This is a genomic window from Marinomonas rhizomae (assembly GCF_003315485.1).
GTDB lineage: Bacteria > Pseudomonadota > Gammaproteobacteria > Pseudomonadales > Marinomonadaceae > Marinomonas > Marinomonas rhizomae.
The window spans coordinates 171,160-187,025 of record NZ_QNSE01000009.1 but is presented as its reverse complement, the minus strand read 5'-3'; the positions used below and the strand labels follow the sequence as shown (position 1 = coordinate 187,025).

The window sequence follows — 15,866 nt, the reverse complement described above, 5'->3', positions numbered from 1 at the left end:
ATTAACCTCTAAGTTGTGCTGCTACTTCTGCCGCGAAATCCACTTCAGCAACTTCAATACCTTCACCCACTTCAAGGCGAATGAAAGAAGTGACCGTTGCGCCAGCGTCTTTTACTAACTGACCCACTTTAACTTCTGGATTCTTAACAAAAGGCTGCTCAGTCAAGCTATTTTCAGCTAAGAACTTCTTCATACGACCAACAATCATTTTATCAACGATCTCTGCTGGTTTACCAGCCATGTCTGGCTGCGCACGAACAATCTCTTCTTCTTTTGCAAGAACATCAGCAGGCATATCTTCACCGCGAACAACGCGAGGAGATACAGCGGCAACGTGCATAGAAACATCTTTAGCCAATTCCGCAGAACCGCCTTCCAATTGAGTCAATACAGCGATTTGGCCATTACCGTGAAGGTAACCACCAACTAAACCGCCTTCAATGATGACAGCACGACGAGGCGTGATGTTTTCACCGATTTTTTGCACTAAAGCTTCACGAGCTTCAAGCATTTCACCTGAAACCACTTTCGCCATATCTGTTTCTTTCGTTGCAAAGACAACGTCAGCTATTTTATTAGCGAAAGAGATGAAACCCGCATCACGAGAAGCGAAGTCAGTTTCAGAGTTAACTTCAACCAAGACACCGTAAGATGAATCATCAGCAACACGCATAATGATTGTACCTTCAGCTGCAGTACGGCCCGCTTTTTTAGCTGCCTTCATGCCACTTGATTTACGTAGTTCTTCGATAGCCACTTCGATATCAGCGTTAGCAGCGACAAGTGCTTTTTTACACTCCATCATGCCTAGGCCAGTACGATCACGTAGCTCTTTTACCAATGCTGCAGATACTGCGGCCATGTTAAATCCTCTTTATACCAATTCAAATTTAAAAAAGGAGGCAAGAAACCTCCCTTTAGAAACCAGAACAAACTAGAAAGTTTGCTTACGCTTCAGTTGCTTCGCTTACTTCAACGAACTCATCAGCAGTACCAGCAGTCGCATTACGACCTTCAAGAACTGCATCAGCAAAAGCGCCAACGTACAATTGAACTGCACGAATCGCATCATCGTTAGCTGGGATGATGTAATCAACACCATCTGGATTACTGTTAGTATCAACGATACCGATAACAGGAATACCTAATTTGTTTGCTTCTTTAATCGCAATACGCTCATGATCAACGTCAACTACGAACAATACATCAGGAAGGCCGCCCATATCCTTGATACCACCCATAGAAAGCTCTAGTTTTTCAAGCTCACGAGTACGCATCAAAGCTTCTTTTTTAGTCAGCTTGTCGAAAGTACCATCGGACATTTGATTCTCAAGCTCACGAAGACGCTTGATAGATGCACGAATTGTTTTGTAGTTAGTCAACATACCACCTAACCAACGGTGGTTAACGTATGGCATACCAGAGCGAGCAGCTTGCTCTTTAATCGTTTTAGATGCAGCACGCTTAGTACCAACAAACAAAACCTTGTTTTTGTTTTCAGCCATTTTCTTAACAAGCTCAAGAGCGTTATTAAGAGCTGGAACAGTGTGCTCAAGGTTAATGATGTGAATCTTGTTACGAGCACCAAAAATGAAAGGCTTCATTTTTGGGTTCCAGTAACGAGTTTGGTGACCGAAGTGTGAACCAACCAATAATAGGTCGCGCATAGAAACTGTAGGCATTTTACTATCCTTTAAATTTGGGTTATTTATGCTTACCAGCTGAAAGCGTCAGTCAAATAAGGTTTAAGGCAACCTAAGACACCCAAGACCCTTTCTTTAATAGCGGCAAGATCGTTGATTTAAATAAATTCGCTTATTTTAGGCACAAGCCTAACAAGCCGGCGTTTTATACCACATCCAGGCAAAAACCAAAAGACTTGAACGTACTTTTTACACACTACGAGAGGAACGTTTTTTTCAACTAGAGAGGCGATTCTGCCGCTCAAGTCATGTAGAATGTCTCGCAACGATATTATCGACATAGATATAAACCCATTTTAAGACATGTGAATTATGAGCAACGAAACCCTACAAAAAATTGAAGAGCTGACTAAAAACGGTCGAATTGAGGCACCTAGCTGGACACCTCGCCCAGCATCAACACGTTTCACAGACATTAGTGACATTGAAGGCATGCGCACCGCAGGAAAATTAGCGGCCGATGTACTGGTTATGCTAGAGGAGTTTGTTGTTCCAGGCGCAACAACCGAGCAAATCGACATTATTGCCCACAACTACATTGTTGACGTACAAGGAGCTATTCCAGCCCCTTTAAATTATCACGGTTTCCCTAAATCTTGCTGCACATCTGTCAATGATGTTATCTGTCATGGCATCCCAAATGATAAAGCCTTAAAAAAAGGGGATGTGGTTAATATTGATATCACTATTATTAAAGATGGATATTACGGCGACACTAGTAAAATGTTTTTCGCAGGCCCCGCTCTACCTCACGCAGAACGCTTAGCAAACATCACTCAAGAATGCCTCTATCTTGCTATCGACATGGTAAAACCCGGTGCACGTCTTGGTGATATCGGCGCGGCTATTTCGGCCCATGCCCATAAACACCACTACTCAGTAGTTGAAGAATATTGTGGTCACGGTGTTGGAACGACTTTTCACGGCGAACCACAAGTTGCTCATTACGGAAAAGCTGGTACTGGCGTAATGCTAGAAGAAGGAATGACCCTCACCATAGAGCCAATGATCAACGCTGGCAAAAAACAGGTGAAACACACCGGACCAGATAACTGGATTGCAAAAACCAAAGACGGGCGCTTATCGGCTCAATATGAACACACCCTTCTTGTCACTGCTGATGGGGTTGAAGTACTTACCCGTCGACCTGAAGAAACTCGCTTCTTATAAGAGAAGCGAGTTTGCCCAAAATATTTAGCACCCTTAATAATCATTTATTCTTCGAGGCTATTGTATGGACTTCCCTGCTTTTCCAGACGCTCCGCCACTACTGACACAGGAAGAAAAACATGAGTTAGCACAGCCGAGCTGCTCTATTTCACACTACAAAGCCATCATTGAAGAAAAAACCAATCTTTATAACGATCTTTTTCATTCCCTTTACCCAATAGAAAAGCTCGTAAAAGGCCTATCTTCTTTTTATGACGAAGTAATGCAGGCGGCCTGGATATCTAAAGCACTAGACTGCGAACCGCATGTCAGCCTAGTCGCCGTTGGTGGGTACGGTCGCGGCGAATTGCACCCTAAGTCAGATATTGATTTACTGATTTTAATGGAAAACGAAACCTCTGCCCCTCAACACAAAATCGAAGCCTTCATAACATTTCTTTGGGATATTAATTTGGATGTTGGCCACAGCGTTCGAACCATTAATGAATGCGCAGAGATGGCAGAAAAAGACATCACCATCATCACAAACTTGATTGAATCGCGCACTCTCATAGGGCCAATTGATTTATTAGCCACCCTCAAGCTACACGTAGATACTTCTAAAATGTGGGATGGGCATTCATTTTACCAAGCAAAATTAGCCGAACAAAAGCAACGCCACGCAAAATATCAGAATACCGCCTACAACCTAGAGCCAAACCTAAAAGAATGTCCGGGCGGCCTCAGAGATATGCAAGTGATAGACTGGGTCGCCAAACGACACCTACACACACATAGACTTAGCGCCTTAATAGATAAACAATTCCTCTCTGAAGACGAGTATATTCAACTAAAAGGCGCTGTTAGCCACCTCTGGAGAGTTCGCTGGGCCTTGCACATGGTCGCAGGACGTAAAGAAGATAGACTTCTTTTTGACCACCAACGCACCCTAACCAAACTATTTGGCTTTGATGACGACGATTTAAAACGCAACGTAGAACGTTTTATGCAAGGCTATTACCAAAGTGTGGCTGCCATTCAGCAATTAAACGACCTACTTCTCCAACACTTTGAAGAATCTTTTTTGGCAAAAGATGCAATCAACAGCGTTGAGGTCATTAACAATCACTTTCAAATAGCCAACGGCCAACTTGAAGCGCGCTCCAATACACTCTTTCAAGACAACCCATCTAGCATGCTGGAAATATATGTTTTATTGGGCGCCCACGAAAACATCAGAGGCATTCGCGCTAACACCATGCGCCAACTGCGCGACAGCCTTGACCTCATTGATGACGATTATAGAAACAACAAAGTAAATACTGACCTATTTCTCGATATCATAGCCAGCCGATATCGACTCACCAGCATACTAAGATCGATGAAACATCTAGGCCTCCTTGGCCGCTATCTACCGGAGTTTGGCGCCATCATTGGGCAAATGCAGCATGATTTATTCCATATCTATACTGTTGATGCTCACACACTGCAGTTGGTAGAGAACCTACGTCGCCTATGGCTACCAGAATTTAAGCAGAAATTTCCTATCTCGGCACAAGCCATTCGCCACGTAGCAAAAGTTGAACTTTTATACATAGCAGGCTTATATCATGACATAGCAAAAGGTCGAGGTGGCGACCACTCAGAACTAGGGTGTGTCGATGCTCAAGCTTTTTGCGAACGCCATGGATTATCAAAACAGGACACAGATCTTGTTGTTTGGCTCGTCCGAAATCATTTATTCATGTCGGTGACTGCGCAACGTAAAGATATTTCTGACCCTGAAGTTATTTGGGAGTTTGCGAGTTACGTAAAAGATCAAGAACGCCTAGATTACTTATTTATTCTTACCGTTGCCGACATCAATGCAACCAACCCAACCATGTGGAACAGTTGGCGAGCCTCTCTTATGCGTCAGCTTTATTTGGAAACCAAACGAGCGCTGCGCCGCGGTTTGGACTTCCCCATTGACGCAGACATGATAAATGACGAACACAAGCAACGCGCATTGGAAATTATGATCGAGCGTAATGTAGACATAATGGAAGCGGAAACCATTTGGGAAACGATTGAGGAAGAATACTTTATCCGCTCAAACGGTGACGAAATTGCCTGGAACACTGAAGCTATTTTGCGCCATCGACCTAGTGATAAGCCATTAATCGCCATTACCCCTCTAGGTGGTCGAAATTTCTCAGGTGCCAGTAAAATTTTTATTTACACACTAATAAGCAAGCATTTGTTTGCAGTAACAGCCGCGACATTTGAGCAACTAGGACTCACCATTTTAGACGCTAAAATTAGCCATACCACGAACAACTATAGCCTAGATAGCTTCGTCGTTATGGATAGCAACGACAGCGATGCAAACCTACACCTAGACAAAGAACGCATCACTCTTATTCGAAAAACCCTAATGGAACAACTGGAAACGCCATCTCTTTATGAAAGTGTTGTTCAGCGCCATACTCCAAGGATTTTGAAAATATTCAACTCCCCGTCGACGGCGCACTTTGTCAGCCAACCGGAAGAAGTCTGGTCAGCACTCGAGATAACCGCACCTGACAGACCTGGATTACTCGCCTTGGTCGGACAATTTTTCATGAATCAAAACATCATGCTTCATAAGGCAAAAATAGCCACATTAGGAGAGCGCGTAGAAGACACCTTCTACATCACCGAAGAGAACGGCGACCTTATTACAGACCCTGAAGCTATGACCAAAATTTGCACCCTTTTAAAAGAGAAAATAGACCGTTTTTCTCAAGCGATGGACTAAAGACCAATGAATCCTCTTATACATTCTTTGCACCCATACCCCTTCCAAAAGCTTGCAGAGCTTATAGAAGGACTGACTCCAAACCCAGAAAAGCCACTAATCAAATTAACGATTGGTGAGCCGCAACACGACGCCCCAGCCATCGTCATTGAAACCTTGGCGAAAAGCCTAAGCGGCGTAAGCAAATATCCAAGCACCAAAGGCGAACTTCCACTAAGAGAGGCCATTAGTAAATGGGCAAAGCGTCGCTTCCAATTAGCAGAACTCAACCCTGACACAGAGGTTTTACCTGTCACCGGAACACGAGAAGCCCTATTTGCGATTACCCAAACATTGGTCGGTGAAAAACAAAACCCTCTTGTTATCAGCCCCAACCCTTTTTATCAAATTTATGAAGGGGCAGGCATCCTTGCAGGAGCTGATCTGCACTTTCTACCTTGCGGATCAGAAACAAACTATAAAGTCGATTATCAACTTGTTGATGATGCAACTTGGCAACGCTGTGAAGTGCTGTTCGTTTGCTCACCAAATAACCCTAGCGGCAGTATCACAACATTAGAGGAATACGCTTACCTAATAGAGAAAGCAAAAACCTTTAACTTTACTATTGTCGCTGACGAATGTTATTCCGAAATTTATTTTGGCGATCAAGCCCCATTAGGATTATTAGAAGCCTGTGAAATATTGGGACATAAAGATTATAAACATTGTCTAATCTTCCAATCCCTATCAAAACGCTCTAACTTACCAGGCCTTCGATCTGGCTTTGTTGCTGGCGATGCCACTATCCTCAAGCCATTTCTTCTATACCGCACCTACCAAGGTTGCGCGATGCCAATACATCACCAAGAGGCCTCAGTTGCCGCCTGGAACGATGAAGAACATGTCATTAAAAATCGTGAAATATACACACGTAAGTTCGATGCCGTTTTAGAAATATTATCGCCCATTATGCCTGTATCAAAACCCCAAGCAGGCTTTTACCTTTGGCCAGAGCTCCGTATGAGTGACGAGGATTTTTGCACATCCTTGTACCAAGAAGAATCGGTTTTAGTCTTGCCTGGAAGCTATTTAGGCCGTGAAGTAGAAGACATTAATCCAGGTAATCGTCATGTTCGTATGGCACTGGTCGCGGAAGAATCTGAATGCGTTGAGGCAGCCAAAAGAATCAAAGACTTCCTCAGTCGTAGATAACCCATTAGCAACCCCTTTAGACAGATAACTCAGTTGGAGAACCACATGAGCAATACAATTTTCGCATTCGGTCTTGGCATCGGAACACAAAACAAAGAAGGTAACTGGCTAGAAGTATTCTACTCATCACCAAGCCTAAACGTTGAAAAAAGCACCCTAGATGCTCTTTTAGAAAGCACAAATTACGAAGGCGGAAACAGCACACTAGTACTAGATGAAAGCGATCTAAACCGCTTACACATGGGCCTTTTAAAAGCTGGCAATATCGAGCAAGCAGAACTAGCATCTCGCTTAAAAGCTTCTACAAAGCCAGTTATTCTTTGCGTATTAGCCACCGATGAAGCTCCAAAAGATCCAGCTGAGGTCTACCTAAAGCTTCAACTAATCTCACACCGTTTAGTCAAACCTCATCACACTGTATTGGATGGCATGTTTGGCCTATTAATCAATACAGCCTGGACAAGTGAAGGCCCTATCGATGTTCGAGAACTGGCAGACCGCCAATTAAGTGCTCGCATGGAAGGGCGCACAATCGAAGTATTCAGCGTCGACAAATTCCCTAAAATGCTAAACTTCGTTGTCCCTACTGGCATCCGCGTTGGCGATGCGGCACGCATTCGCTTAGGCGCACATCTGGCTGAAGGCACCACCGTAATGCATGAAGGCTTTGTCAACTTCAATGCAGGAACACTTGGCAACAGCATGGTTGAAGGTCGTATTTCTGCCGGTGTTGTCGTCGGGAACGGCTCCGACCTTGGTGGCGGCTGCTCTACTATGGGCACACTGTCTGGCGGCGGCAATATCGTCATTGCTGTTGGCGAAAAATGCTTAATCGGCGCAAATGCAGGCATTGGCATTGGCCTTGGCGATCGCTGTATTGTGGAGTCTGGTCTTTATATTACAGCCGGCTCCAAGGTCGCAGTTCTTGATGAAAACAACCAAATCGTTTCTACCGTCAAAGCTCGCGATCTTTCTGGTCAATCTGATCTATTGTTCCGCCGCAACTCAGCGACAGGCGCAATTGAATGCAAAACCAATAAAACCGCTATCGAGTTAAACGAATCACTTCACGCTCATAATTAATAGCGATAAAAGATAACCAAAAGCGCCATTTTGATTAACTCAAGATGGCGCATTGCGGAAACACAGTATGATTAAAATATTTGGTATCAAAAACTGCGACACAATGAAAAAAGCCTTTCGCTGGCTAGATGAAAATCATTTAGAATACAGCTTCCATGACTATAAAAAACAAGGTCTAGACGAAGCCACAGCAAAAGAATGGGTAGATAAGCTCGGTTGGGAAAATGTCATCAATAAACGCGGAACAACTTGGCGTAAACTAGATGAAGAAACAAAGAGCACAATGGACAACAAAAACGCTGTCAACACCATGATCACAAACACATCCATTATCAAACGACCTCTCTTAGTGAGCGATAACGAGATATATTTAGGGTTTAGTCCTGAAGAGTACACTCAGCAATTACTTTAGCGCAGCACTGGAGTATAAATGCGAGGTTGTTCTCGTCGTTGCTGCGACATAGGTGTTACGGTTGGCGTGTAACCAGAAGATGAGTTATCGGAACGAATAACCGGCACAAAATAGGATTCCTGAATAACAGGTTGCTGAAATAGGCTACAACCAGCGGAAATCAAACCCAAAAAAACAACAACACCTAACTTCATAACTCCACCTTTATTTGAATCTCCTGTTATAGTAACAGAATCTTCCATAAGGTAGCGAAAACCAACACAAAGGTAAAGAATGTCTGACTTGTCTCCTACACTAAAACTTGCCATAGATCTTATTTCACGCCCTTCTGTGACCCCAGAAGACGCCGGCTGCCAAGATCTGATGATAGAGCGATTAAAAAACATTGGCTTTGAAATCGAATACATGCCTTTTGGGGAAGTGAAAAACTTTTATGCCAAACGCGGCAATACTGGCCCAAATCTATGTTTTGCAGGGCATACCGATGTCGTGCCAACAGGCCCCGAAGCCGAGTGGAAAGTCCCACCTTTTTCACCAGCCATTATAGATGGCATGTTATTCGGCCGTGGCGCCGCCGACATGAAAGGCAGTCTTGCCGCTATGGTAACAGCTGTTGAGGATTTTGTTGCCAAACACCCCGACCACCAAGGGCAAATTTCTTTTTTAATCACTAGTGACGAGGAGGGTCCTTTCGTAGATGGCACAACCCGAGTCGTTGATACCTTAATGGCACGAAACGAAAAAGTAGACTGGTGTATCGTTGGCGAGCCCTCAAGCACCAAAACACTGGGTGATATTATCAAAAACGGCCGCCGAGGCTCATTCAGTGGCGACCTAACCGTGTACGGTAAACAAGGTCATGTTGCTTACCCTCACCTGGCAGAAAATCCAATTCATTTAGCCGCACCTGCACTTGCTGAAATGGCAAGTGCGCACTGGGATGATGGAAACGACTTTTTTCCACCTACCAGCTTTCAAGTATCAAACATTCACTCAGGAACTGGTGCAACCAATGTTGTTCCCGGAAAGTTAAACGCTCAATTTAACTTCCGTTTCTCTTCTGAATTAGACTTTGATGCACTTAAAGTTCGCGTTATTGAAATTTTAGACAAGCACAATTTACGCTACGATATTGAGTGGACATACAATGGCCTACCTTTTTTGACTCGCCCTGGCGAATTAGTTGATGCAATAGTTGACGCGGTACAAACAACGGTTAATATCACTCCTGAGCTTTCCACTTCAGGTGGAACTTCGGATGGCCGATTCATTGCAAAAATGGGTACGCAAGTCGTCGAGCTTGGCCCCATAAATGCCACTATTCATCAAATCAATGAATGTGTCGATGCCGAGAGTTTAAACCAACTCTCAGAGGTTTATGCTCGCATACTTGAGAACCTCTTTATCAAAAAATAGACCAACACAAAGCAACCTGAGAAGGTACAATCCAGCATTAAAATGAAAAGAGCCATACACAAATTAGCAATGAGATTAGGTAATAATCCAAGAATCGCTTTAATCAAGATGATCCAAGGCGGGTTAATTTTCGTCTTTGGTGTTCTAGTATTAATGGTGGCTGATCGAGTTGTTGTCGAGTCTCTAGCTCAAGAGGTCATGGCATTATTTGGGCTTATACTGGCAGGGTGCGGCGTGTTATGGACACTTTTTGGCTATATTTCAATGAGTGTCCTCAGAATTTACCACATGATTAACAAGAAGGATTAGAAGGATGCAAGCCGACATTGAAATATATGTATTGTCCTGCCCGACAGAAAACATTACAGCCTGGCTGGAAAATACATTTACTCTGGTCAAAAAAAGCAGTCCTTCGGCACTTTGCTCAAAAGTAACCCTCGTATCAAATGATCATGAAATTGAGGTGACCATTTTAGAACAAGCAGCGGGAAAGCGCTTTACCTCTATATGGTTTGACTCTGACAAAACCCCCTGGGACGACGATATAGCTTGCGCCAAGCAAGCATTCGAATCCCTAAATTGCGAAGTGCGCTGCAACTTTCAAGGATGGGAAGAGGAAGGCAACCAAGATCCAGATCAATGGTGGCGCATTAACAGCCATGGAGAAGGCCCGTTCATCTGGAACTAAAGAAAGAACCAGATAAAAGCAAACACGCTACAAAGAAACGACTATAGAGACCTAACACATGCAAATTACACTTCTTAAAGGCAAACTACACATGGCCAGTGTCACCCAAGCCGAGCTTTGGTATGACGGCTCCTGCGCCATAGATAAGGACCTTGTAGAGCTCGCTGGATTTCGAGAGTTTGAGAAAATTGATATATATAACGTTGATAACGGCGAACGCTTTCACACATACGTAATCTTGGCCGAATCAGGCTCTGGAACCATTTCAATGAATGGCGCAGCTGCCAGAAAGGTTCAAGTAGGTGATCGGGTCATCATCGCCGCTTACGGTCAAATGAATGACGTTGAAGCCGATGAATTTAAGCCGAAATTAGTTTATTTGAACAAAGACAACAGTGTAGAAAGAACCACTAACACTATCCCTGTACAAAAAGATTAAATCATCTTTTGAACGTAAGAGTAAAAGCGCTTTTAGAAAGATAAAAAAAGGCCGCTTCACGATCAAACTTGAAGCGGCCTTTTTTATAATGATTATTTACGACAATACAGCCAAAGCAGCTTCGTAATTAGGTTCATCTGCCGTTTCGGCAACCTGCTCTGTATAAATTACAACGCCCTTCTCATCCAATACCACAACAGCACGAGATAAAAGACCAGTAAGAGGGCCAGTTGCAAAAGTAAGGCCGTAATCATTGCCAAACGATGAACGGAAAGTTGATCCAGTATCAACATTATCGATGCCTTCTGCACCACAAAAACGCGCAGCTGCAAAAGGTAAATCAGCCGACACACAAATCACATTAACACCTTTAAGTGACGCTGCTGATTCGTTGAATTTACGAACAGATGTTGCGCAAGTTGGCGTATCAACAGAAGGAAAAATATTTAGCACCAATTTAGCGCCTTCATAATCCGCCAATGTAGCGACAGACAAATCCGTTTTAACCAGTTCAAACGCTGGCGCGACAGAACCTACAGCAGGAAGAGAACCTACTGTCTCAAAAGGATTGCCTTTTAATGTTACCGTTGCCATAAAAACCTCTTAAATCGAATGAAAAATTAACCGCGGATGATTGATACATTTTCAGCTTGTTTGCCTTTCTCACCTTCAGTGACATAAAAGCGAACCAACTGACCTTCAACTAAGAAACGACGACCACGGCCGCGAATAGCACGATAATGAACAAATACGTCATCACCATTTTCCATAGTTAAAAAACCAAAACCTTTAGAAGAGTTAAACCACTTAACCGTTCCTTGCTCACGGTCATCATCTTCGTCTTCTTCAGACTCAGAATCATATCCAGCGGAACTGGTCTGGCTAACCATAGCACCGACATAAACAGATACTAGAAAAAAGCCAAAAAATACTAGGTAATATGTACCTATATCTTCTTTCAACACACCAGCCAAAAGTAGAGGTGCAATCAAAGCAATAACAAGGCTAACTATAAACGTGCGCAACGAAAACAAACCGGAACCAACAGAAGACCCTTTATTACGCGAAACATTATCCTGATGATCATTCATAACAGTATATCTCTTATTAGATTAAATATTATTGTGAAGCAGACTATCTTCCTGAAAAGAATAAAGCCTGTATTAGTACAAACGTGAATAAATGAATATTTTTACTAAACTCTTGCTGAAACCACCATGTGAAGCTAAAGAAGATAGTAGTAAAATACTCAACTTCTTTATGAGAGCAATTTTCACGCCACTCTTACATTCAAAATGACCAATACTTGCGTCATGTTTTTGTATAGAATCGCTCATTAAATACGAATTTAGCCTACTAAGGTTAACACACAGAAGGTATCTATGAACACCTCACAAATCAATCAACGTATCGACGAATTAGAATTCAAACTGCAATTTCAAGAAGATACGATTGATAGTTTAAATCAGGCTCTAATCAGCCAACAAAAAGACATGCTATTAATGAAAGAGAAATTGGCTCTATTAGGTAATCAGCTAGAGTCTTACCGCCAGCAACAACCTATTCACGATGGTGATCGACCTCCACATTATTAATAATCTACATACTAAGCGGGGTGAGAATCGAGTGATTTTGAAACGTAAATGTCAAATCGTCCAGACTTTCCCTCTAATTGATACGTTGGTTCAGTATTGCCTAAAAATGGAGCGCCTTTAGGGCGTTTCACGACCACTCTATATTCAGCCAAGCGTAGTGCGTAAAACAGCAAACTATCTGCATCCAGATCCTTGCCCACCAAATCTCTAAAGAAAGCCATTTCTTTTTTGGCAGCAGCCGAAGATTTATCGGTATGTGGGTACATAGGGTCCAAATACACCACATCAAACACCTTTTGTGCGTCGATAGCAGTAATATCTGCCTCTAGCAATGACATTTTATCTACAATCTCAGCCACTTCATGATGAAAAGAGGCTCGATATAAACCGTCTTCCAACATCGCTCGCACAAAGCCCACCCGCTCACACAAGGAAACAGAGCAGCCTAAACTAGCCAATACAAAAGCATCACGCCCTAAGCCCGCGGTGGCATCCAATACTGATAAATTAGCACGCTTATTGAGTCCAACTGCTTTCGCAATATCTTGGCCTTTCCCTCCCCCAAAACGCCTTCTGTGATCTACAGCCCCAGAAGTAAAGTCTACATAAACAGGCTTGGGAGCACCTTTTCCTGTTTTAGCAATCGAAATTCCGTCTGTCGTTTTTAATAATAGGTAATCATATTTAGAAATGAATTTGAGAGGTTCATACAATAGCATGAAGTCAAGAGTTAGCTTCTCGGCCAATAAGCGAGACTCCACTTCCAAAAACTTATCAGTTGTCGCAACAGCAATGGAATTAAGCAAACGTCTGCCTCCAAAAAAACACCATTAAACAATGAATAAAAATACGTGACATAACATAGCAATAACACTAAATAAAAGCGGATATTTATATGATTAAAAATAGAAAAAGCTTCTAATAATTAGAAGCTTTTAGCCAGAACTGAAGAAGCCAATTAACCACGCCAAATATCAAAGCACTTTATCTAAACTAAAGGACTTAGGGCACCTACAGATAAACAATTAACAAAAGCATGATGCCTAAGACGACCCTATAGACAAAGAACGGAAAAAAGCCAATTTTATTAAGCCACTTTAAGAACAGATAAATACATAGGTAGGCACTTATGGCGGACAAAAGAACCCCCATCAAGATACTCACCCAATCAACGGCAATATTTGACGACACCAACTCAATCGACTTTAAACCACCAGCAGCCAAAATAAGAGGAATAGATAAAAGGAACGAAAAACGAGCCGCACATTCGCGACTAAAACCAAGGAATCTTGCGGCCGTCATCGTAATACCAGACCGAGACGTTCCTGGAATTAAAGCAAGCGCCTGAGCTAAACCAATACACAGCACATTTTTCCAACCAAGATCTTGATCCACCTTATTGGAAGCGCCATATCGATCAGATAACCAAAGCAAAACGCCAAAACCAATCGTGGCATAGCCAATCACTTCTAAAGAACGCAAGTGAGTACTAATAAAGTCATCAAACACTAAACCAGCCACACACGCTGGCAATGTGGCAAGGCAAATCCACCAAGCTAAGCGACTATCAGAGGTCGAACGCTTATCTCTAATAGAAACAAACCAAGCTACCACGATTTGAACAATATCTTTTCTAAAATAACCGACGATGGCAATTAAAGTTCCTACATGTACAGCAACATCAAACGCTAACCCTTGATCAGGCCAATGTAGCAATTGCGCAGGAAGTATTAAATGAGCAGAGCTTGAAATTGGCAGAAACTCTGTTAATCCTTGAATAACTGCCAAAAAAACAATGTGGTACCACAACATACAACTAACGCTTCCCTATACGCGGAGCCTGCTTTTCCCAGCTAATTTCATCCCTTAAATAAGTTGGAATAGCGTCATATGAAGACACCATTTCACCTTTATGGAACTTCAACAAGGCCAATTCAGCAATACAAGCGGCACGAGGCGCTATACCTGTTAAAACATGACCTGGAGGATTAGGCAGTAAAGGTATTAAAATATCGGCATAGCACCAGCCTGAGCCAACGCCATCAAAATCAGTTGAAAACATAGACAAAGCAGAAGGCTTAACAACACACTCGTCAATTAATGAGTCTATTTCGTAGCGTCCATCTACCTTATTGATACAATAACCACCCATGTAAATTTCACCCATACGGGCATCAAGAGCAGCCAGCCAATTATTTTTACCTGTTTTCTGAAAACCTTCTAATGATAAAGCGGCAAGCGTAGAAACAGGAATAACAGGCAAATCTGCACCAAAGGCAAGCCCCTGCACAACGCCTGCACTGATCCTGAGCCCAGTAAAAGACCCAGGTCCTCGCCCAAAAGCAATAGCATCTAGATCCGACAATGTTAAATCTGCTTGACTAAGAACCTGATTCACCATGGGTAAAATCAGATCATTATGAAGACGTGGAGCCATGCGAAAATCTTCTAACACAACCCCATCAATATTCAACGCCACTGAACAAGCTGGCGTTGATGTATCTAATGCTAAAATAACCGTCATTGAATAATTAAGCCTTTAAAGATGCTAATAGGCTTTGTTTAATCTCATTCAAATCACCAGTCCCATTAACTTTCACAAACTTCGGTGCTGTCGCGCTGTCTGTTTTTAGCCAATCTTGGTAGTAGCCAATTAGCGGTGCTGTTTGGTCATGGTAAACACCTAAACGAAGACGAACCGTCTCTTCTGTATCATCAGCGCGCTGCACAAGGTCATCCCCTGTCACATCGTCTTTGCCTTCTACTTTAGGTGGATTATAAACAAGGTGATAAGTACGACCAGAAGCTTCATGAACTCGACGTCCGCTCATGCGTTTAACAATTTCTTCATCTGCCACGTCTATTTCAACGACATAGTCAATTTTAACACCCGCATCTTTCAAAGCGTCAGCCTGAGGAATGGTACGCGGAAAACCATCAAACAAAGCGCCATTGGCACAATCATCTTGTGTCAAACGCTCTTTTACTAAGCCAATAATAATATCATCAGAAACAAGTTGCCCCGCGTCCATTACAGCTTTAGCTTTTAAGCCCATCTCACTTCCTGCTTTGACGGCTGCACGCAGCATATCTCCAGTAGAGATCTGCGGAATACCAAACTCTTCAGTGATAAATTGAGCCTGAGTACCTTTACCAGCGCCTGGCGCACCTAATAATATTACTCGCATAAAAAGTCTCCAAAAGACAGCGTTAACTGAATAGCAAGGATGACCGACACGATGCTTCATCAAGGTGCAATTACACACGGTAGCAAGGTGAACAGACAAACCAATTGCATACTAAAAAATTGAATGGCCGCCAAGCATACCCAAGCAGCCATCCATTATGCAAATTTACGTGCCTTTTTTTATCATTTTCTTACTCATATTGAGCATTTATCAACCACAT

At 42.8% G+C, this 15,866-nt stretch carries 19 protein-coding genes; 10 read left to right on the top strand and 9 right to left on the bottom strand.

Annotated features, from left to right (window positions below):
• Position 1: 1 nt before the first annotated feature.
• A complete protein-coding gene (gene tsf / locus DFP80_RS13250) occupies positions 2–862 on the bottom strand; it encodes a translation elongation factor Ts (RefSeq protein WP_113917276.1) in 861 nt (286 codons plus the stop codon).
• Positions 863–947: 85 nt separating this feature from the next.
• The gene (gene rpsB, locus DFP80_RS13245) at positions 948–1,682 is read right to left on the bottom strand and encodes a 30S ribosomal protein S2 (protein ID WP_113917275.1); all 735 of its coding nucleotides are present in this window, start codon (positions 1,680–1,682) and stop codon (positions 948–950) included.
• Between the two features lie 333 nt (positions 1,683–2,015).
• On the opposite strand from rpsB, the gene map reads away from it, so the two are divergent.
• From map to DFP80_RS13220, 5 genes are all read left to right on the top strand, one after another.
• Complete coding sequence (gene map / locus DFP80_RS13240; protein ID WP_113917274.1) at positions 2,016–2,873, top strand: type I methionyl aminopeptidase; 858 nt, start codon at positions 2,016–2,018, stop codon at positions 2,871–2,873.
• A gap of 64 nt (positions 2,874–2,937) precedes the next feature.
• Complete coding sequence (gene glnD, locus DFP80_RS13235) at positions 2,938–5,631, top strand: [protein-PII] uridylyltransferase (RefSeq protein ID WP_113917273.1); 2,694 nt, start codon at positions 2,938–2,940, stop codon at positions 5,629–5,631.
• A gap of 6 nt (positions 5,632–5,637) precedes the next feature.
• Entirely contained in the window at positions 5,638–6,825 is a 1,188-nt protein-coding gene (gene dapC / locus DFP80_RS13230) for a succinyldiaminopimelate transaminase (protein WP_113917272.1), read from the top strand.
• A gap of 45 nt (positions 6,826–6,870) precedes the next feature.
• On the top strand, positions 6,871–7,908 hold the full coding sequence (dapD, locus tag DFP80_RS13225) for a 2,3,4,5-tetrahydropyridine-2,6-dicarboxylate N-succinyltransferase (RefSeq protein WP_113917271.1): 1,038 nt from the start codon (positions 6,871–6,873) through the stop codon (positions 7,906–7,908).
• Positions 7,909–7,975: 67 nt separating this feature from the next.
• Entirely contained in the window at positions 7,976–8,320 is a 345-nt protein-coding gene (locus DFP80_RS13220) for an ArsC family reductase (RefSeq protein ID WP_113917270.1), read from the top strand.
• Here DFP80_RS13220 and DFP80_RS13215 read toward each other — a convergent pair.
• Positions 8,317–8,514: a hypothetical protein gene (locus tag DFP80_RS13215; RefSeq protein WP_113917269.1), complete on the bottom strand. Its 198-nt coding sequence runs from the start codon at positions 8,512–8,514 to the stop codon at positions 8,317–8,319. The two genes, DFP80_RS13220 and DFP80_RS13215, sit on opposite strands and share 4 nt — an antisense overlap.
• 79 nt (positions 8,515–8,593) lie before the next feature.
• On the opposite strand from DFP80_RS13215, the gene dapE reads away from it, so the two are divergent.
• The 4 genes from dapE to panD are packed head-to-tail and all read left to right on the top strand — an operon-like array spanning position 8,594 to position 10,863.
• Complete coding sequence (gene dapE / locus DFP80_RS13210; RefSeq protein ID WP_113917268.1) at positions 8,594–9,736, top strand: succinyl-diaminopimelate desuccinylase; 1,143 nt, start codon at positions 8,594–8,596, stop codon at positions 9,734–9,736.
• 42 nt (positions 9,737–9,778) lie between these two features.
• Positions 9,779–10,045: a hypothetical protein gene (locus DFP80_RS13205; protein ID WP_113917267.1), complete on the top strand. Its 267-nt coding sequence runs from the start codon at positions 9,779–9,781 to the stop codon at positions 10,043–10,045.
• 4 nt (positions 10,046–10,049) lie between these two features.
• On the top strand, positions 10,050–10,424 hold the full coding sequence (locus tag DFP80_RS13200) for a hypothetical protein (RefSeq protein ID WP_113917266.1): 375 nt from the start codon (positions 10,050–10,052) through the stop codon (positions 10,422–10,424).
• 58 nt (positions 10,425–10,482) lie between these two features.
• On the top strand, positions 10,483–10,863 hold the full coding sequence (gene panD / locus DFP80_RS13195; protein ID WP_113917265.1) for an aspartate 1-decarboxylase: 381 nt from the start codon (positions 10,483–10,485) through the stop codon (positions 10,861–10,863).
• A gap of 96 nt (positions 10,864–10,959) precedes the next feature.
• Here the strand turns inward: panD and tpx are convergent, their stop codons facing one another.
• Positions 10,960–11,457, bottom strand: a complete 498-nt coding sequence (tpx, locus tag DFP80_RS13190) for a thiol peroxidase (RefSeq protein ID WP_113917264.1) — start codon at positions 11,455–11,457, stop codon at positions 10,960–10,962.
• A gap of 26 nt (positions 11,458–11,483) precedes the next feature.
• Positions 11,484–11,954: a cold-shock protein gene (locus DFP80_RS21000; protein WP_113917263.1), complete on the bottom strand. Its 471-nt coding sequence runs from the start codon at positions 11,952–11,954 to the stop codon at positions 11,484–11,486.
• Between the two features lie 291 nt (positions 11,955–12,245).
• On the opposite strand from DFP80_RS21000, the gene DFP80_RS13180 reads away from it, so the two are divergent.
• Complete coding sequence (locus tag DFP80_RS13180) at positions 12,246–12,458, top strand: SlyX family protein (protein WP_113917262.1); 213 nt, start codon at positions 12,246–12,248, stop codon at positions 12,456–12,458.
• Positions 12,459–12,469: 11 nt separating this feature from the next.
• Here DFP80_RS13180 and DFP80_RS13175 read toward each other — a convergent pair whose 3' ends face one another.
• From DFP80_RS13175 to adk, 4 genes are all read right to left on the bottom strand, one after another.
• Entirely contained in the window at positions 12,470–13,264 is a 795-nt protein-coding gene (locus DFP80_RS13175; RefSeq protein ID WP_113917261.1) for a class I SAM-dependent methyltransferase, read from the bottom strand.
• 205 nt (positions 13,265–13,469) lie between these two features.
• Positions 13,470–14,270: an undecaprenyl-diphosphate phosphatase gene (locus tag DFP80_RS13170; RefSeq protein WP_113917260.1), complete on the bottom strand. Its 801-nt coding sequence runs from the start codon at positions 14,268–14,270 to the stop codon at positions 13,470–13,472.
• 4 nt (positions 14,271–14,274) lie between these two features.
• Positions 14,275–14,982: a tRNA (adenosine(37)-N6)-threonylcarbamoyltransferase complex dimerization subunit type 1 TsaB gene (gene tsaB, locus DFP80_RS13165; protein ID WP_113917259.1), complete on the bottom strand. Its 708-nt coding sequence runs from the start codon at positions 14,980–14,982 to the stop codon at positions 14,275–14,277.
• A gap of 7 nt (positions 14,983–14,989) precedes the next feature.
• Entirely contained in the window at positions 14,990–15,646 is a 657-nt protein-coding gene (gene adk, locus DFP80_RS13160) for an adenylate kinase (RefSeq protein ID WP_113917258.1), read from the bottom strand.
• Positions 15,647–15,866: the final 220 nt, after the last annotated feature.